The sequence below is a fragment of the Acidobacteriota bacterium genome (genome assembly GCA_004299485.1).
Taxonomy (GTDB): domain Bacteria; phylum Acidobacteriota; class Terriglobia; order Terriglobales; family SCQP01; genus SCQP01.
In genome coordinates, this window is sequence record SCQP01000020.1 from 121,154 (window position 1) to 135,102 (window position 13,949).

At 64.1% G+C, this 13,949-nt stretch carries 17 protein-coding genes; 13 read left to right on the top strand and 4 right to left on the bottom strand.

Annotation, left to right across the window (positions count from 1 at the left end; genetic code table 11):
* Positions 1-14: 14 nt before the first annotated feature.
* The 4 genes from EPN33_14960 to EPN33_14975 all read left to right on the top strand — a co-directional run bounded on the left by EPN33_14960 (position 15) and on the right by EPN33_14975 (position 4,471).
* Positions 15-506 carry a hypothetical protein gene (locus EPN33_14960; GenBank protein ID TAN20663.1) on the top strand — a complete coding sequence of 164 codons (492 nt, stop codon included), beginning with the start codon at positions 15-17 and terminating at the stop codon, positions 504-506.
* Positions 507-1,094: a hypothetical protein gene (locus tag EPN33_14965; GenBank protein ID TAN20664.1), complete on the top strand. Its 588-nt coding sequence runs from the start codon at positions 507-509 to the stop codon at positions 1,092-1,094. It abuts the gene before it with no gap.
* Positions 1,091-1,954: a hypothetical protein gene (locus EPN33_14970; protein ID TAN20665.1), complete on the top strand. Its 864-nt coding sequence runs from the start codon at positions 1,091-1,093 to the stop codon at positions 1,952-1,954. Before EPN33_14965 ends, EPN33_14970 begins: the two co-directional genes overlap by 4 nt.
* A gap of 72 nt (positions 1,955-2,026) precedes the next feature.
* A complete protein-coding gene (locus EPN33_14975) occupies positions 2,027-4,471 on the top strand; it encodes an ABC transporter permease (protein ID TAN20666.1) in 2,445 nt (814 codons plus the stop codon).
* Between the two features lie 20 nt (positions 4,472-4,491).
* Here EPN33_14975 and EPN33_14980 read toward each other — a convergent pair whose 3' ends face one another.
* Positions 4,492-5,310, bottom strand: coding sequence for a DUF1275 domain-containing protein (locus EPN33_14980; protein ID TAN20667.1), 819 nt, complete (start codon positions 5,308-5,310; stop codon positions 4,492-4,494).
* Between the two features lie 17 nt (positions 5,311-5,327).
* Here EPN33_14980 and EPN33_14985 point away from each other — a divergent pair, with 17 nt between their 5' ends.
* Positions 5,328-5,534 (top strand): CsbD family protein, encoded by a 207-nt coding sequence (locus tag EPN33_14985; protein TAN20668.1) that lies wholly within the window; start codon positions 5,328-5,330, stop codon positions 5,532-5,534.
* Between the two features lie 20 nt (positions 5,535-5,554).
* Here the strand turns inward: EPN33_14985 and EPN33_14990 are convergent, their stop codons facing one another.
* Genes EPN33_14990 through EPN33_15000 form a run of 3 tightly spaced genes read right to left on the bottom strand, consistent with a single transcriptional unit; the run spans position 5,555 to position 7,259 of the window.
* Complete coding sequence (locus EPN33_14990; GenBank protein ID TAN20669.1) at positions 5,555-6,304, bottom strand: VOC family protein; 750 nt, start codon at positions 6,302-6,304, stop codon at positions 5,555-5,557.
* 21 nt (positions 6,305-6,325) lie between these two features.
* Entirely contained in the window at positions 6,326-6,985 is a 660-nt protein-coding gene (locus EPN33_14995; GenBank protein TAN20670.1) for a type 1 glutamine amidotransferase, read from the bottom strand.
* A 4-nt stretch (positions 6,986-6,989) separates the two neighbouring features.
* A complete protein-coding gene (locus EPN33_15000; GenBank protein TAN20671.1) occupies positions 6,990-7,259 on the bottom strand; it encodes a hypothetical protein in 270 nt (89 codons plus the stop codon).
* A gap of 18 nt (positions 7,260-7,277) precedes the next feature.
* Between EPN33_15000 and EPN33_15005 the strand changes: the two genes are divergently transcribed.
* The 8 genes from EPN33_15005 to EPN33_15040 all read left to right on the top strand — a co-directional run bounded on the left by EPN33_15005 (position 7,278) and on the right by EPN33_15040 (position 13,881).
* A complete protein-coding gene (locus tag EPN33_15005; protein ID TAN20672.1) occupies positions 7,278-8,207 on the top strand; it encodes an SDR family oxidoreductase in 930 nt (309 codons plus the stop codon).
* The gene (locus EPN33_15010; GenBank protein ID TAN20673.1) at positions 8,204-8,617 is read left to right on the top strand and encodes a YjbQ family protein; all 414 of its coding nucleotides are present in this window, start codon (positions 8,204-8,206) and stop codon (positions 8,615-8,617) included. Before EPN33_15005 ends, EPN33_15010 begins: the two co-directional genes overlap by 4 nt.
* Positions 8,527-9,570, top strand: coding sequence for a hypothetical protein (locus tag EPN33_15015; GenBank protein TAN20674.1), 1,044 nt, complete (start codon positions 8,527-8,529; stop codon positions 9,568-9,570). The genes EPN33_15010 and EPN33_15015 overlap by 91 nt, the downstream gene beginning before the upstream one ends.
* Before the next feature lie 61 nt (positions 9,571-9,631).
* Positions 9,632-9,871 carry a hypothetical protein gene (locus tag EPN33_15020; protein TAN20675.1) on the top strand — a complete coding sequence of 80 codons (240 nt, stop codon included), beginning with the start codon at positions 9,632-9,634 and terminating at the stop codon, positions 9,869-9,871.
* Positions 9,868-10,287, top strand: coding sequence for a PIN domain-containing protein (locus EPN33_15025; GenBank protein ID TAN20676.1), 420 nt, complete (start codon positions 9,868-9,870; stop codon positions 10,285-10,287). The genes EPN33_15020 and EPN33_15025 overlap by 4 nt, the downstream gene beginning before the upstream one ends.
* A gap of 15 nt (positions 10,288-10,302) precedes the next feature.
* Entirely contained in the window at positions 10,303-11,736 is a 1,434-nt protein-coding gene (locus tag EPN33_15030) for an FAD-binding protein (GenBank protein TAN20677.1), read from the top strand.
* Positions 11,733-12,671: an FAD-binding oxidoreductase gene (locus tag EPN33_15035; GenBank protein TAN20678.1), complete on the top strand. Its 939-nt coding sequence runs from the start codon at positions 11,733-11,735 to the stop codon at positions 12,669-12,671. Before EPN33_15030 ends, EPN33_15035 begins: the two co-directional genes overlap by 4 nt.
* Positions 12,466-13,881 (top strand): (Fe-S)-binding protein, encoded by a 1,416-nt coding sequence (locus EPN33_15040; GenBank protein TAN20679.1) that lies wholly within the window; start codon positions 12,466-12,468, stop codon positions 13,879-13,881. The genes EPN33_15035 and EPN33_15040 overlap by 206 nt, the downstream gene beginning before the upstream one ends.
* Positions 13,882-13,949 lie beyond the last annotated feature (68 nt).

A 13,949-nucleotide genomic window follows, 5' to 3' on the forward strand; every position in this document is an offset into this window, starting at 1 on the left:
TAAAATGAACGTTTATGGCCAAGCCACCGTCATCGAAAGCCTCCAAGCACAACGGCAAGCCTGCCAAAACCGTACGGGCCGGCGAAAACGGCGCCAAAACACCCAAGAGTGCCAAGAACGGGAAGGATGGCGGTGCAAAACCAGCCCCAAAGTCCACGCCGGCGGTCAAAAACCAACCCGCTCCCCCCGCCAAGGTGGCCAAAGCTTCCAAGCCGGGAGAAAAGAGACCGCGCCAGCAGACCGAGCTCGAGGGCAAGCTGATACACATGATCGCCGAAGAGATGGCGATTGAAGAGGCGGAACTTACTCCCGACGCTTCTTTCCGTGAGGATCTCAATCTCGATGAAATCGATATCGCCGAGTTGCTCATGCAGGCGGAAGCGCAATTTGGCGTGCATCCTTTTAATGAGTCCGACTGGGAAGCATGTGGGACCATCGGCGAGTTTCTCGTCCTGGTGAGCAAGCGCGTGGAAGCCAAGCGCAGCCGCAAGGGCGGGAGAGCCTGATTGGCGCGCAAGAAGCGGGCTGGCCGCGTCGGTAACGGGCTGATCATTGTTATTGCCCTTGTGATCGTGGCCGCAGTCTTGTTTTTTGCTCTCCACGACGGTTCGTGGAACCACTTCCGCACTGACCTGTTCGGCTCGCATCGCAGTACGGCCATCGTCCACCGTCCCTGTGGCGCGCCGCTGCCGAAACTGCTGGGAGGCGCGGTCGCGGCCTCGCGCGCAGCCAAGTTCGCTACGGTAGAACAGATCGAGCAGCTTACGCCTGGCGCCTCGGTCCCGGTCTACCGCGTGCAGGCCCGATTGCTCGGTGTGAACGAAGACGGCAATGAGATCCGGCTGGAGCTGGGGTCGCTGGTCAATCCCCGGGTTAGGCTCGATGCCTATGTTCCCGCCAGCGGCTGTGGCGCGACGCAGGAAGACACGGCTCTGTACGAGGAGCTGCGCGAAGTCATCGGCCTACGCTTCGGCCCGTTGCACACTGCGCTCGCGGCTCCCTCACAGCCCACCCGGGTCATCGCCATCGGCGCGGTGGTAGCTGGACCTCATGGCCCTGAACTCCGGCCGCTGCTCGATCTCCACGTCCAATGACGCTACTGCTGCTCGCTTTGTTCGCGGCGTTCTCCGCACCATGTCATCTCTGTCTCGTCCAACCGGACAACATGGCGTTTGATGCCGCCGGCAACGTCTACCTGCTCGATACGAACCAGGCGTCCCAATCGCGCATCCTGAAACTTTCCCCCGATGGAACCGTCCTCGCCGACTGGCGCGGCTTCAAATCAGCCGTCGGGATTGCGCTGGATCCGGAAGGGGACGTCTATGTCACCGATGGCGGGAGGGCACAAATCCTGGAGCTCTCTCGGCACGGGAAGTTGCTCCGGGCGTTCGGCCATCTTGCCGGAGGGTTCCAGGGGCCAGCTCACCTTGCTGTCGATCGCCACGGCGACGTCTATCTTTCGGTTGCAGAACGCAACCTGATCGAAAAGTTCTCCCCTGATGGCACGCTGATTGCCTCCTGGCATCGCCACAAGGGATCGGGTCGCGATCAGTGGAATCAGCCGCAGACCATTTCTGTCACGCCCGACGGCAGCCTTACCCTCGATGACTGGGGAAACGACCGGGTCGAGACCCTGTCGCTTGCGGGCAAGACCTTGCTTATTTTTCGCGCCATAGGCAGGCCTGCAAGTAAACTGGGCAACTCGTCTGGAACCTGTGTCGGTCCCAATGGCGTTGTCTATGCCGCCGATTATGATCACGGCCTGGTGCAGGAGTTCGACGCGCACAGCCGGCGGCTGCGCACGATCGGCAACATCGGCGGCGGGAAACTGTTCCAGACCCTTCCCGGCCCGTACAGCCTCGCCGTGGACGGCCACAACGACCTCTACTCTGCTGACGGCCACACGGTCGTCAAATATTCGCCTGCGGGCCGCCTGCTGGCGCGCTGGAACTGAACTCACGAACAGGAAAAGTTTTCGGTAACCGCCGCACTTTTGCCGGGTTCCTGCGTATTAGAGAACAGGACCATGGGGAAAGACCTTCGCTTCGCCGTCCGCATGCTACGCCGCTCGCCCGGCTTCACGATTCTGGCGGTCGTCGTGCTGGCGCTGGGCATTGGCGCCAACACCGCTATCTTCAGCATGATCAATGCGATCCTGCTGCAGCCGCTGCCCTATGCGCATCCGCAGCAGCTCGTCCAGATGTACGAAACCGAGCGCGCGCCGGGAAGCTACCCGTTATCCGGTCCCGATTTCCCCGATTGGCAGCGCCAGAGCAAGCTGTTCGCGGCGATGACGCTGTACAACTATCCGCACAACGTCAATCTCACCGGCAACGGCGCGCCGCAGCAGGTGGCTATGGTTCCAGCGGAGGCGAATTTCTTCCAGGTGCTTGGCGTGCAGGCCGCTCTCGGCCGCATGTTCCAGCCGGGAGATAGCGATAGCGTCGCGGTCCTCAGCTACGCCTTCTGGAAATCGCAGTTCGGCGGCGCGCGCAGCGTCCTCAACCGTGCGATCACGCTCGACGGTAAAAGCTACACCATCATCGGCGTGACTGCCGCGAAATTTCGGCTGTCGGGCTACTTCAACAGAGCCCAGCTTTGGAGGCCCCTGCCGCTCACTGCGCCGTATCTTGGCCAGCGCGGCAACCACAGCTTCAGTGCTATCGGCCGCATGAAGCCCGGCGTCACGCTGGCGCAGGCGCAAGCCGAAATCTCGGCCATTGCGGCGCGCCTGGCGCAGCAATATCCAGACTCAAACGCCACTACGGGCGCCAAACTCGATCTTCTGCGCGACCGCATGGTGCGTGCGCCGCAGCGCGCGTCACTGCTGACGCTGCTCGGCGTCGTCGCCCTGGTGCTGCTGATTGCCTGCGCCAACCTGGCGAATATGCTGTTGGCTCGTGCTCTCGGACGGCAAAAGGAAATCTCGATCCGGTTGGCGCTGGGCGCGCGCCGGAGTCACATCCTGCGCCAGTTGCTCACCGAATCCGTATTGCTTTCGCTGCTCGGCGCCGCCTTCGGCGCCATGCTTGCCTGGCTCGGGATCCGTGCGGTGGTTGGCTTGAGCGCGTTCACGCTGCCCCAAGTCAACCCCATCGCGGTGAACGGCACAGTGCTGGCGTTCACGGTCGTGCTGGCCATGGTTTGCGGCATTCTGTTTGGCCTGGCGCCGGCGCTGCAGCTCTCGCATCCCCGCCTCAGCGACGAGCTCAGCGGCGCGGGCACGCTGGCCGGCGCAGGACGCCGCCGCCGCTGGCTCAGCGATGGGCTGATCATCGCCGAAGTGGCGCTCTCGATGCTGCTGGTCGTCGCCGCTGGAGTGTTCATGCAAAGTTTTTCCCGCTTGCGCAACAGCGCCCTCGGCGTCAACCCCAACCACCTGCTGATCGCTCAGCTCAGCCTGCCGGATGCGCGCTATAAAAGCCCCGCCGTCATTCAATTCCATCGCACCCTGCTCGCCCGCCTGCGTGCCCTGCCCGGCATCACGCAAGCGGCGACCTCGGGGTCCATTCCCCTCAACGGCGAAAGCAACGGCTACATCACTCTTCCGGGTGAGAGCACACAAAGCAAGACCCTGGTCGAGTGGGTCCGCGCCACGCCGAGCTATTTCGCCACCATGCAAATCCCGCTCCTGCGTGGCAGCACCTACACGTCCGCCGATGTGCAAGCCTGGGATCACTTCATCACAGCCGCCTTTGGCCGCGGTGGGGCGCTGCAGTTGACCGCCGCTCAGATGGCCAGTTACCACCTTCAGGTCGTCGTCAATCAGGCTATGGCCGATCATTTCTGGCCCGGCCGGAATCCGCTCGGCAAGCGATTCCAGGGGTGGGGAACCTGGCTGACGATCAAAGGCGTGGTGGGCACGGTTGCGGTCAATCAACTGGGAGAGGCTCCCTGGCCGGTGACCTACTTCCCCTTGGGAAACATGGATACCGGCTTCTACGTTGAACTCCGCTCCTCACTTCCTGCGGCCGCGGTGACTGCCGATTTGCGGCGCACGGTTGCCGGCATCGACGCCAGCTTGCCGCTCTACGGTATTCAGACTATGGATCAGGTGGCCGGCGCCTCAGTCGCCGGTGAGGCTTTTCAAGAATGGCTCATGACCGGCTTTGCTGCGCTTGCTTTGCTGCTTGCCGTCGCCGGCATTTACGGGGTGATGTCGTATCTGGTGACGGCGCGCACGCGGGAGATCGGCGTGCGCGTCGCGCTCGGTGCTTCGCGCAGCTCGGTTCTGGGCATGGTCATCGGCCGCGGCCTGCGCCTCGGTATTATCGGCATAGTTTGCGGCCTCATCGCCGCGCTCGCGGCGGGCAAGCTCATTGCCAGTCAGCTCTATCAGACAAAACCGGCTAACCCCGTCGCGTTCATCCTGGCCGCTGGCGTGCTGCTCGCGGCCTGCGTCCTCGCCTGCTACGTTCCCGCACTGCGTGCTGCCCGCATCGCTCCCGCCGAAGCTTTGCGCCAGAACTAGCCTGGCCTCCAGAACAGCGGCTACGCCTCAAAGCCCAACGGCTCACCTTTTTTGATCGGGGAAATCGGGTGCCGCCAGTCCAGCAACACCAGCAACACCAGCCCGAAGATCGGCCACCAGAGGGCGTACAGACCCTGCGCAGCTTCCACATTGGCGCCACTGATCGCGCCGATCAAAAACAAACTCCAAAGTCCGAAATTGAGGAGTAGATGCTGCATGAGTTTGTTGCCCTGGGCCTGCTCCAGCCATCCACGCCGGTCGTTGCCGCCGCCGCCGCGCCGAGCCTGGAACCGGTCGGCAACCCAGAAACCATAGCCTGCGAGCGCTTCGCCAAACTTCGACAGACTTCCGGTGATGTAAGTGGAGTAGACGCGCTGCTCGCCAATGCGGGTGACGGTTACCGTCTGCATACCCATGGCGATGGCCGGTAATCCCAGCCAGGCGGTCGAGGCGGCCTGTTGCGGGTTGGCATACGCGATGATCACCAGCAGCGTGATCTCGACGAGCATCACCAGCGACATGCGGGAGTGGTAGCCCCACCGCCGCGCCAGCTCGGTCAGTGTGGCGCCGCCAATCAGTCCGATGACGAAGGCAAGCAGGGGCCAGCCATGCTGCGCAGCTTGTCCCCAATCCTTTACGGCAAAGTAACGCCCCAGCGCGGCCGTGTTGCCGCTCATATGAGACGTGGCGACCCCAATCAGCGCCAGGAAGCCCACCGTATCCACGTAACCGGCGATCCAGGCCAGCGCCAGCACTACCAGCGAACGTCCCCACAGATGTAAAGGACGGTGCGGTTCCAGAAAATCCGTTTTGGCCTCAGCCGCCGGCATCCAACTCATTCTGGCAGGAGGGAAACATGACGAGTGGAAAAAAAGAGGAATGGGAAGGTGCAGCCAAGGATGCCGAGGGCGGCATCGAGCGTGGCGCGGGTGAACTCACCGACGACAAGGGCAAGCAGATCGAAGGCGCTGCCAAGCAAGCTCAGGGGAAAGCGCTGAAGACCTGGGGCAAAGCCAAGGAGAAGGTCCAGAAGATCAATAAAAAAATCAAGAAGGCGGCGTAAGTGGCCCGCTCAGGGATCCTCTAAACTGCCGCCGTCAGCGCAAATGCAGCTCCCTGAGGATCCTGCAGAATGCTGATGCGACCGACGCCCTCAAGGGAGCTGGGGCGGAGTTGCGTGTGTGCTCCGTTGCCTTCAGCATCCTCCACGCTGGCGTCGCAATCGACAACCTGAAACCAGGCCAGCCAGTGCGGTGGCGCCTGCGGATCACGTTCGCTGGCCGCGGGAATGCCACCGATGCCGTGACCGCCGTTGTTGATCTGGCGGTAGCCGCGCTCGTTGGCACTCTCGATTTGCCAGCCGAACAATTCGCCGTAAAACTCGCTGGCACGTTTCCGATCGGGCGTAATCAACTCAGCCCAATCGAAGGCATTGTCGTCTTGTGCGCTGAAACCGGCAAAGCGCAGCGCCTGCCAAACGGCGAAGACCGCTCCAGCCGGGTCTTGAAGCACCGCCAGCCGGCCGAGGTCCTGCGCATCGAATGCGCTACGGACCACTTTTCCGCCCAGCCTCGCCGCGCGCTGCGCGGCGGCATCGGCATTCGGCGTGGCCACGTACACCAGCCAGTGCGGCGGAACGCCCTGCTTGCGCAGCTCCTCGGGGAGCTGGAAACATCCGGCCACCGTATCGCCGCCGCGTGCGAAGAGCGTGTACATATGTTTGGCGTCGGACGGCTGCTGTACCTCCCAGCCGAAAAGTTTTTTATAGAACTTTTGCGCTTCCGCCGGATTGGGCGTGGCCAACTCGACCCAACAAAACGAGCCTGCTTCCATGTTTCGAGTTTAGCGGTGGCTTCAGCCGCCGGCCACGGCCAAATGAATGAAATTGTCGAATACCCGCTCGCCCACTGCGCGCACGCGCTGCTCGTATTCGCGCGTAATCGTTAGGCCGCGGTTGCGCCAGTCGTCCGCTTGTTCACGGCTCAGCTCCAAGTGGAATTGAAGTCCGTACACCGTTCGCGCTAGGCGGAACGCTTGCTGCTCATACAGGCGGCTGCAGGCGAGGAGTGTGGCTTCCTGGGGGAGCGGAAACGTGTCCTGATGCCAATGCACCACCGGCAACTCGCCCTTTCCGCCGCCTAGCACCGGATCTTGACGACCTGACCCGGTCAGCACCACCGAGCCTTCGCCGGCTTCCATCTGCGGGCCTTTAATGACAGGCGCACCGAGTGCGGCGGCCAGTAGTTGCGCGCCCAGGCAAACCCCGAGCACCGCCCGTCCGCCCGCTACACAGGAAGCAATCAGCTTCTGCTCGGCTGCCAAGAACGGATAGTCTGCTGCCTCATACACCCCCATCGGCCCGCCCATGACGACGAGACCGTCGAGGTTACTCGCCTTGGGAACGGCGGCGCCACGGTCCAATCTTACGATCTCGAACCGAATCGCGTGCGCGGCCAGGGCCTCGGCAATGATCCCCGGTCCCTCCCATTCAGCATGCTGCAGCACGTACCACATGCCCTCATTCTGCACGCAAGGCTGAAGCGGCGTCCACCCGGGTCGCCCGCAGCGCGGGCCCGAGGCAAGCGATGGCAGCGATGACGAGCATGGCTATGGCCGCTCCGGCGAGCGTTGTAGGATCGTTCGGTTTCACCCCCGACAGCAGGCTCGCCGCGGTCTTGCCCAGCGGAATCGAAACCAGTAGCCCCAGCGCCACTCCGATCACGGCCAACGCCATGCCGCGGCCGACAACTTGCCGCAGCAGTGTGCCGCGCGGCGATACCATAGCCATGCGCCCCCCCCGCGCGCAATGCACGCAAGATTAAGAGGTCCAACGATCCCGGCAAAAGCTCCATCGCTCCGCCGGCTTTTCTGCACGAAGCTCATTGCGCCCATCACCGCAGTGGTCAGTTCGCAAATCTGTGAGTCGTTCAGTTGTCCTCCACAAAGCCAACTCCTCGCTCCATCTTCTCGCCGGTCATGGGATCATAGTTCCGTGTCGTCCTCCCGATCCTTGCGCGGTCAAGCCGCCCTCGTTACCGGCGGCGCGCGCCGCATCGGCCGCGCCATGGCGCTGGCGCTTGCCGATGCCGGTGCCGATGTCGGTTTTACTTACCGCAGCGCCGGTGCTGAGGCGGCCGAGCTGGAGCAGGAGCTGCGCGCGCGCGGCGTCCGTGCGGCTGCGGTGCGCGCCGATTTGCGTCACAGCGCGGCCGCCGGTGCCGCAGTCGAAGCTTTGCACGCCACCCTGGGCCGGCTCGACATCGTCGTGAATAACGTTGGCCGCTACGAAGCCGTCGAGTTCGCCGACATTACCGACGGACAGTGGGACGAAATGCTGGCGACGAATCTATCGGCGCCATTTTTCGTCAGCCGCGCGGCCATTCCGCATTTGCGCGCGGCCGGCGCCGGACGCATCATTCACCTCACCTCGATTGGCGCGCTGCGCGCCTTCCCCACGCACGCCCACTATTGCGCGTCCAAGGCCGGGCTGGCGCATCTCACCCGCGCCATGGCCCGCGCTCTGGCGCCGGAGATTCAGGTCAATGCCGTCGCGCCCGGGCTGATCGCGCTCGGCGATGGGCTCAATGCCTGGGAGCAACACATGCGCAACCGCACCCCACTGCAGCGCGCCGGTACGCCGCAGGACGTCGCTGACGCGGTGCTCTATCTGGCCACCTGCAACCGCTTCCTCACGGGCCAGACCCTGGTTGTGGATGGAGGCCTGTCGCTGATATGAAAACCCACACCGCTTATCTCACCTTCCAGACCCGCCAGCACCGCGAGTACATCAACATTACCGATCGCGTCGAGGAAGAAGTCCGCAAATCGGGCGTGGAGGAAGGCATGGTGCTGGTTTCGGCGATGCACATCACCGCCGGCGTCTGGGTCAACGATGCCGAATCCGGGCTGCTGGAAGACATCGACGCCTGGCTCGAGCGCCTGGCGCCGTTCAACGCCAACTACCATCACCACCGTACCGGCGAAAGCAATGGCGACGCGCACCTCAAGAGTTTGCTCGTCCACCACGAAGTCATCGTTCCCATCACCGCAGGCAAATGCGACTTCGGTCCCTGGCAGCAAATCTACTATGCCGAGTTCGACGGCCAGCGCCGCAAGCGCGTAGTGATCAAGGTTATGGGCGAATGAAAACGCCGAAGCGGATCCTGCTGATCGATTTCGGCCAGCTTGGCGATGCCGTGATGGCGCTGCCCGCTGCCCGTGCCCTGCGCGCGCGTTTTCCGCGGGCGCAGCTTACGGTGCTGGCCGCTCTCGGCCCTGACGCCATCTTTCGCCTTGCCGGTTTCGAGACCTTGCCTGTAGATCGCGTGCGCTGGAAGCGGCGGCGCTGGGTTGTTCTCTATGCGGTTCCGGCGCTGCTTCTCCGGCTCCGCCTCGGCCGCTTCGATCTTTCCGTCGACCTGCATTCCTACAAGGAAACCAACTGGCTGGCCTTTCTTGCCCGAATCCCGAATCGCGTGGCAATGCTGCGCCCCACGCGCTCGATTCCGTCCTTGATTAACCGCCCGCCCCCGCCCGACGACCCCTACGGCCGCCTCGTCGATCGCTACTGCCAAGTCCTGCAGCCGCTTGGCATCCAGGTTTCTCCTCTTGACCGCATCCCTGCTCTTACGCCGCCACCAGGCCCAGGTCCCCTGAACCCTGGCCCTTCGATTTTAGGTATTTGTCCCGGTGCGGGTCACCCCAGCCGCTGCTGGCCGCCGGACCGCTTTGCGGAAGTCGCCCGCGCCTGGCTCGCCCGCGGCACCCGCGTCGTCGTCTTTGCCGGCCCCGAGGAGGATGCCACTATTCTCGACCCTCTGATCGCGATTCCCGGAATCGAGGTCGCGCGCGACCTTTCGATTCCCGAACTCACCGCGGCCCTCGCCGCATGCCGCGTGGTGCTGACGAACCCCACGGGTCCTTCTCATATTGCCGCCGCCGTGGGCGCGCGCGTGCTCACCCTCGGTGAAATCCCTGCGTTTGATCCGGTTCCCGTGCGTCCACACGGAGCCGTTGTCGCCCTCCGCGCCAGCGGCTCCATCGACAGCATCACCGTCCCCGAAGTCCTCGCCATTCTCGAGCGGCTGTGGGACGCGTAAGCGGTCTCTGGGCATACAATCGCGTGCTTGAGGCACTACGCGCCTGTGATACTGTGAAACTGTGAAGAATATCACCGTCGCGGTCGAGGATCACGTTTACCGTAAGGCCCGCGAAGCCGCCGCCCGCATGGACACGTCTGTTTCCGCCCTGGTGGCCGGCTACTTGCGCTCCCTCGACGACGAGGCCAAAGAAGCTGAGTTCCAGCGTCTCTTGCAGGACGAGATCGAGCTGCGCAAGCAGGTCCACGGTTTCCGTGCGGCGGACAATCTGAGCCGCGATGAGCTCTACCGGCGGCGGTGAGAGTGGGGCTCTCGTTCGTTGACACCAACGTCCTGATTTATTCCATCAGCGAACACCCTACCGAGAAGGGCAAACGCGATCGCGCCCAGCAAATCCTTGCCGAGTGCGAGCTGGTCCTTTCAGTTCAGGTTCTGCAGGAGTTCTATAGTCAAGCGACGCGCTCATCGCGGCCTGGCTGCCTGAGCCATCAACTTGCCTTGGGCTTCATTCGCGACTGGCGGCGCTATCCAACCGTCCCCCTCTCCGTGGCCGTATTCGATCGCGCGCTTGAACTCTGTGCACGTTACAAGCTTAGTTATCGGGATAGCGCCATCGTTGCTGCCGCCGCAATGGCCGGTTGCCATGAGGTTCTGACGGAGGACATGCAGCACGGCGCTACCATCGCCGGCGTCACGATCCGCAATCCATTTCTGTAGGCCATAATCAGAGCCATGGCCGTTTCTGCTGCGCTGCGCGCCAAGCTTGCCGCTATCGTCGGCGCCGAAAACGCACTCGCCGACGAGCTCAGCCGCACGCTCTACGAATACGATGGCGGCGTCGACCGCGCGCGCCCCGAGGTCATCGTTTTTCCCCATTCACGCGATGAGGTCGTCGCCATTGTGCAGTCTGCGCGCGCGGCCGGCGTTCCGCTGGTGGCCCGCGGCGCCGGCACGGGTCTTTCCGGCGGCGCCGTGGCCCGCGAAGGCGGCATCATCATCGCGCTCAACCGCATGCGCCGCATTCTCGAAGTTGACGTCGAAAACGCGCGCGCGGTGGTCGAGCCCGGCGTGGTGAATCTGGAGTTTTCTCAATCCATCGCGGCCACCGGCTTCTACTTTGCCCCCGATCCGTCCAGCCAGCGCGCCTGCACGCTCGGCGGCAACGTGGCGGAAAACTCCGGCGGCCCGCACACGCTCCTGCACGGCTCGACCGTTAACCACATCACAGGCCTCGAGCTGGTTCTGGCCGATGCTTCCGTCGTCACGCTCGGCGGCAAGGCCCTCGACGCCGCCGGTGCGGATCTGGCCGGCCTGATGGTGGGTTCCGAAGGTACGCTCGCGCTGGTCACCGCCATAACTCTCAGACTCACGCGCCTGCCCGAAGCTGTCGGCACGCTGCTTGCGATCTACGACCGGGTCGCCGACGCGGCCGCCACCGTGACGGCGCTCACTGCCAGCGGCATCACCCCGGCCGCCTGCGAAATGATGGATGGCTTCTGCCTGCGCGCCATCGAAGCCTCCGTTCACGCCGGATACCCGATGGATTCAGCCGCCGTGCTGCTCATCGAAGTCGAAGGTCTGCGCGAAGAAGTCGCGGAGGACTCTGCCCGCATTGCCGAACTCTGCCACGCCGCCGGCGCCCGCTCGGTTCGAGTCGCCGCCGATGCCCGCGAGCGTGAGCTCCTCTGGCGTGGGCGCAAGAATGCGTTTGGCGCCATGGGCCGCATCAGTCCCAACAACTATGTGATGGATGGCGTCATTCCCCGCACCCGCATCGCCGAAGTGCTTGAGCAGATCGACGGCATCGGCCGGCGGCATGGCTTCCGCACCGGAAACATGTTTCACGCGGGTGATGGCAACCTGCATCCGCTCGTCTTTTTCGACGAGCGCGCCGGCGAGCTGCCCCGCGCCCTCGCCTGCAGCCGCGAAATCCTGCAGGCCTGCGTTGCGGTGGGCGGCTCCATCACCGGCGAACATGGCGTCGGCATAGAGAAGCAAGACCTCATGCCCTGGATCTTCTCCAGCGAAGATCTCGCCTTCATGGCCCGCATCCGAACCGCCTTCAATCCCAACGGTCTGTTGAACCCGAACAAGCTGCTGCCCTCCGCCCACATGTGCGCGGAAATCCGCACCGACGCCCGCTTATATAAGGAGCGCGCGCTATGACTGTTGCTACCGCAGCCGAAGCCGCGAGCGCGGTGCGTGCAGCCAAAGTCTCGGGCATCAGTTGCCGCCGAAGCACCTCCTGTCCACATCTGCATCTTGATCTGCGCCCCATGCACACCATCCGCTTCTATCAGCCCGGCGATCTTACGGTGGGCGCCGATGCAGGCTGCACAGTGGCCGAGTTGAATGCCGTTCTCGCTGAGCACCAACAGTTCGTTCCCCTCGAGGTTGAGCGCCCAGAGATCACTACCCTCGGGGCTGTCCTCGCGCAGCATCTCTCCGGCCCGTTGCGCCATCGCTTCGGCTCCATCCGCGATTTCACTATCGGTCTGGAAATGGTGGCCGGCGACGGCAGCCTGGTTCACTGCGGCGGCCGTGTGGTCAAAAACGTCGCCGGTTATGACTGGATGAAGCCCGTCATCGGCGCCCGCGGCGCGTTCGGCATTATCACCGGCGTCAATTTCAAGGTTTTTCCGTTGCCGCAAGACGTCGAACGCGCCGTGTTTAGCACGCTGAGCTGGCCGCAGGTCGAGGCGTTCCGCTCCGCGCTGCTGCACTCTTACTTGCGGCCGCTCGCGGTCGAGCTGCATGCGCGTGGCGAGGAGCGCTCGATCGAGGTAGTCTATTGCGGCAGCGCGGCGGTTCGCGCGCGCTACCGCGCCGAGCTCGGCAAGCTGGGTGCGGCCGGATTTTCCGCATGCGCGCTGCCCGCTGCGACGCCGACAGTGAATGTCACCTACGCCGCGGCCGAAGCCGTCGCGGCCCTCGCCGCTCTTGGCGCGGAGGTCGAAATCCACGGCCGCCTCGCTCTCGGCCTTTATTCCATCTCTCCCCGTCCGCGTGCGTTCCCCGGGACCCTGGACCCTGACCCCTGGCCCCTGCTCAAGCGCGCCCTCGACCCCGACGGCATCTTCCACGGAGACCACTGTGGCTGACGATCTCCGCAGCCTCTACGATCGCTGTATCCGCTGCGGCCTCTGCCTCAACGCCTGCCCGACGTATCGCGTGCTTGGCGAAGAGCTCGATTCTCCCCGCGGCCGCATCTACCAGGTCGCTCAAGCCGATCAAGGCCGCATCGAGATCGACGCCGCTTTCCGCCTGCACATGGATCGCTGCCTCGACTGTCGCGCCTGCATGACCGCTTGCCCCTCCGGTGTCAACTATGGCGCCATCATCGAGTACACCCGTGCTCAGCTTCTGGAGCAGCAGCCGCTTAAGTTCTGGCAGCGCTGGCTGCTGCACGGTCTCATTCCGCGGCCGCGCCGCCGCCGCGCGGCGGCGCGCCTGATCCGGTTCGCTCAGCGCACCGGCATCGACCGCCTTGGCCCTGCACAAGCTCGCCTCTGCCCGCCGCTCGATGCGGATCCGTTCGCCGCTTCTGGCCAAGTCATTCCCGCCGAAGGGGAACGCCGCGCCCGCGTGATTTTCCTTCCCGGTTGTGTGCAATGCGAGCTATTGCCACAGCTCAACCGTGCTACCGTTCGCGTGCTCGCACGCCAAGGCTGCGACGTGGTTGTTCCGCCCGCGTTCGGCTGCTGCGGAGCGCTGCACGTGCATGCCGGTGACCGCGCGTTCGCACGCCAACTCGCGCGCTCCAATATTGCGGCGCTGGAGGCCATCCCTGCTGACGTGGTCATCTCCAACGCCTCCGGCTGCGGTGCTCAGCTCAAGCAATACGCCGAGTTATTCGACGAGGATCCCGCTTGGCGCGGCCGTGCTGCTGCGTTTGCCGCCCGCGTGCAGGACGCCACCGAATTCCTCGATCATCTCGGTCTGCGCCGCGATCTGCTCGGCCCGATCCCCGCCGTTGCCACGTATCAGGATGCCTGCCATCTCGCCCACGCCCAGCGCATCCGTGAAGCGCCGCGCACCCTGTTGCGCCAGATTCCGCAGCTCGAGCTGCGGGAAATGGAACGCTCGGATCAATGCTGCGGTTCTGCCGGCATCTACAACCTGCAGCAGCCCGCGATTGCCGCGCAGCTTGCGGCCGACCGCGTCGCCGCTTTCCGCGCCACCGGAGCCTGCATTCTCGCCACCGCCAACCCCGGCTGTTCTCTTCAGCTCGCGGCAGCTCTGCCCCCGCCGGTCCAGGTCCTGCACGTGCTCGAACTCCTCGATCTCAGCCACGCCGCAGCTCGGCGGTAAAGGACGACCCCAAACCGCCACCCGGCTTGCCGCGTCTCGTCATGGTCACCCGATAGTCAACCTACCGC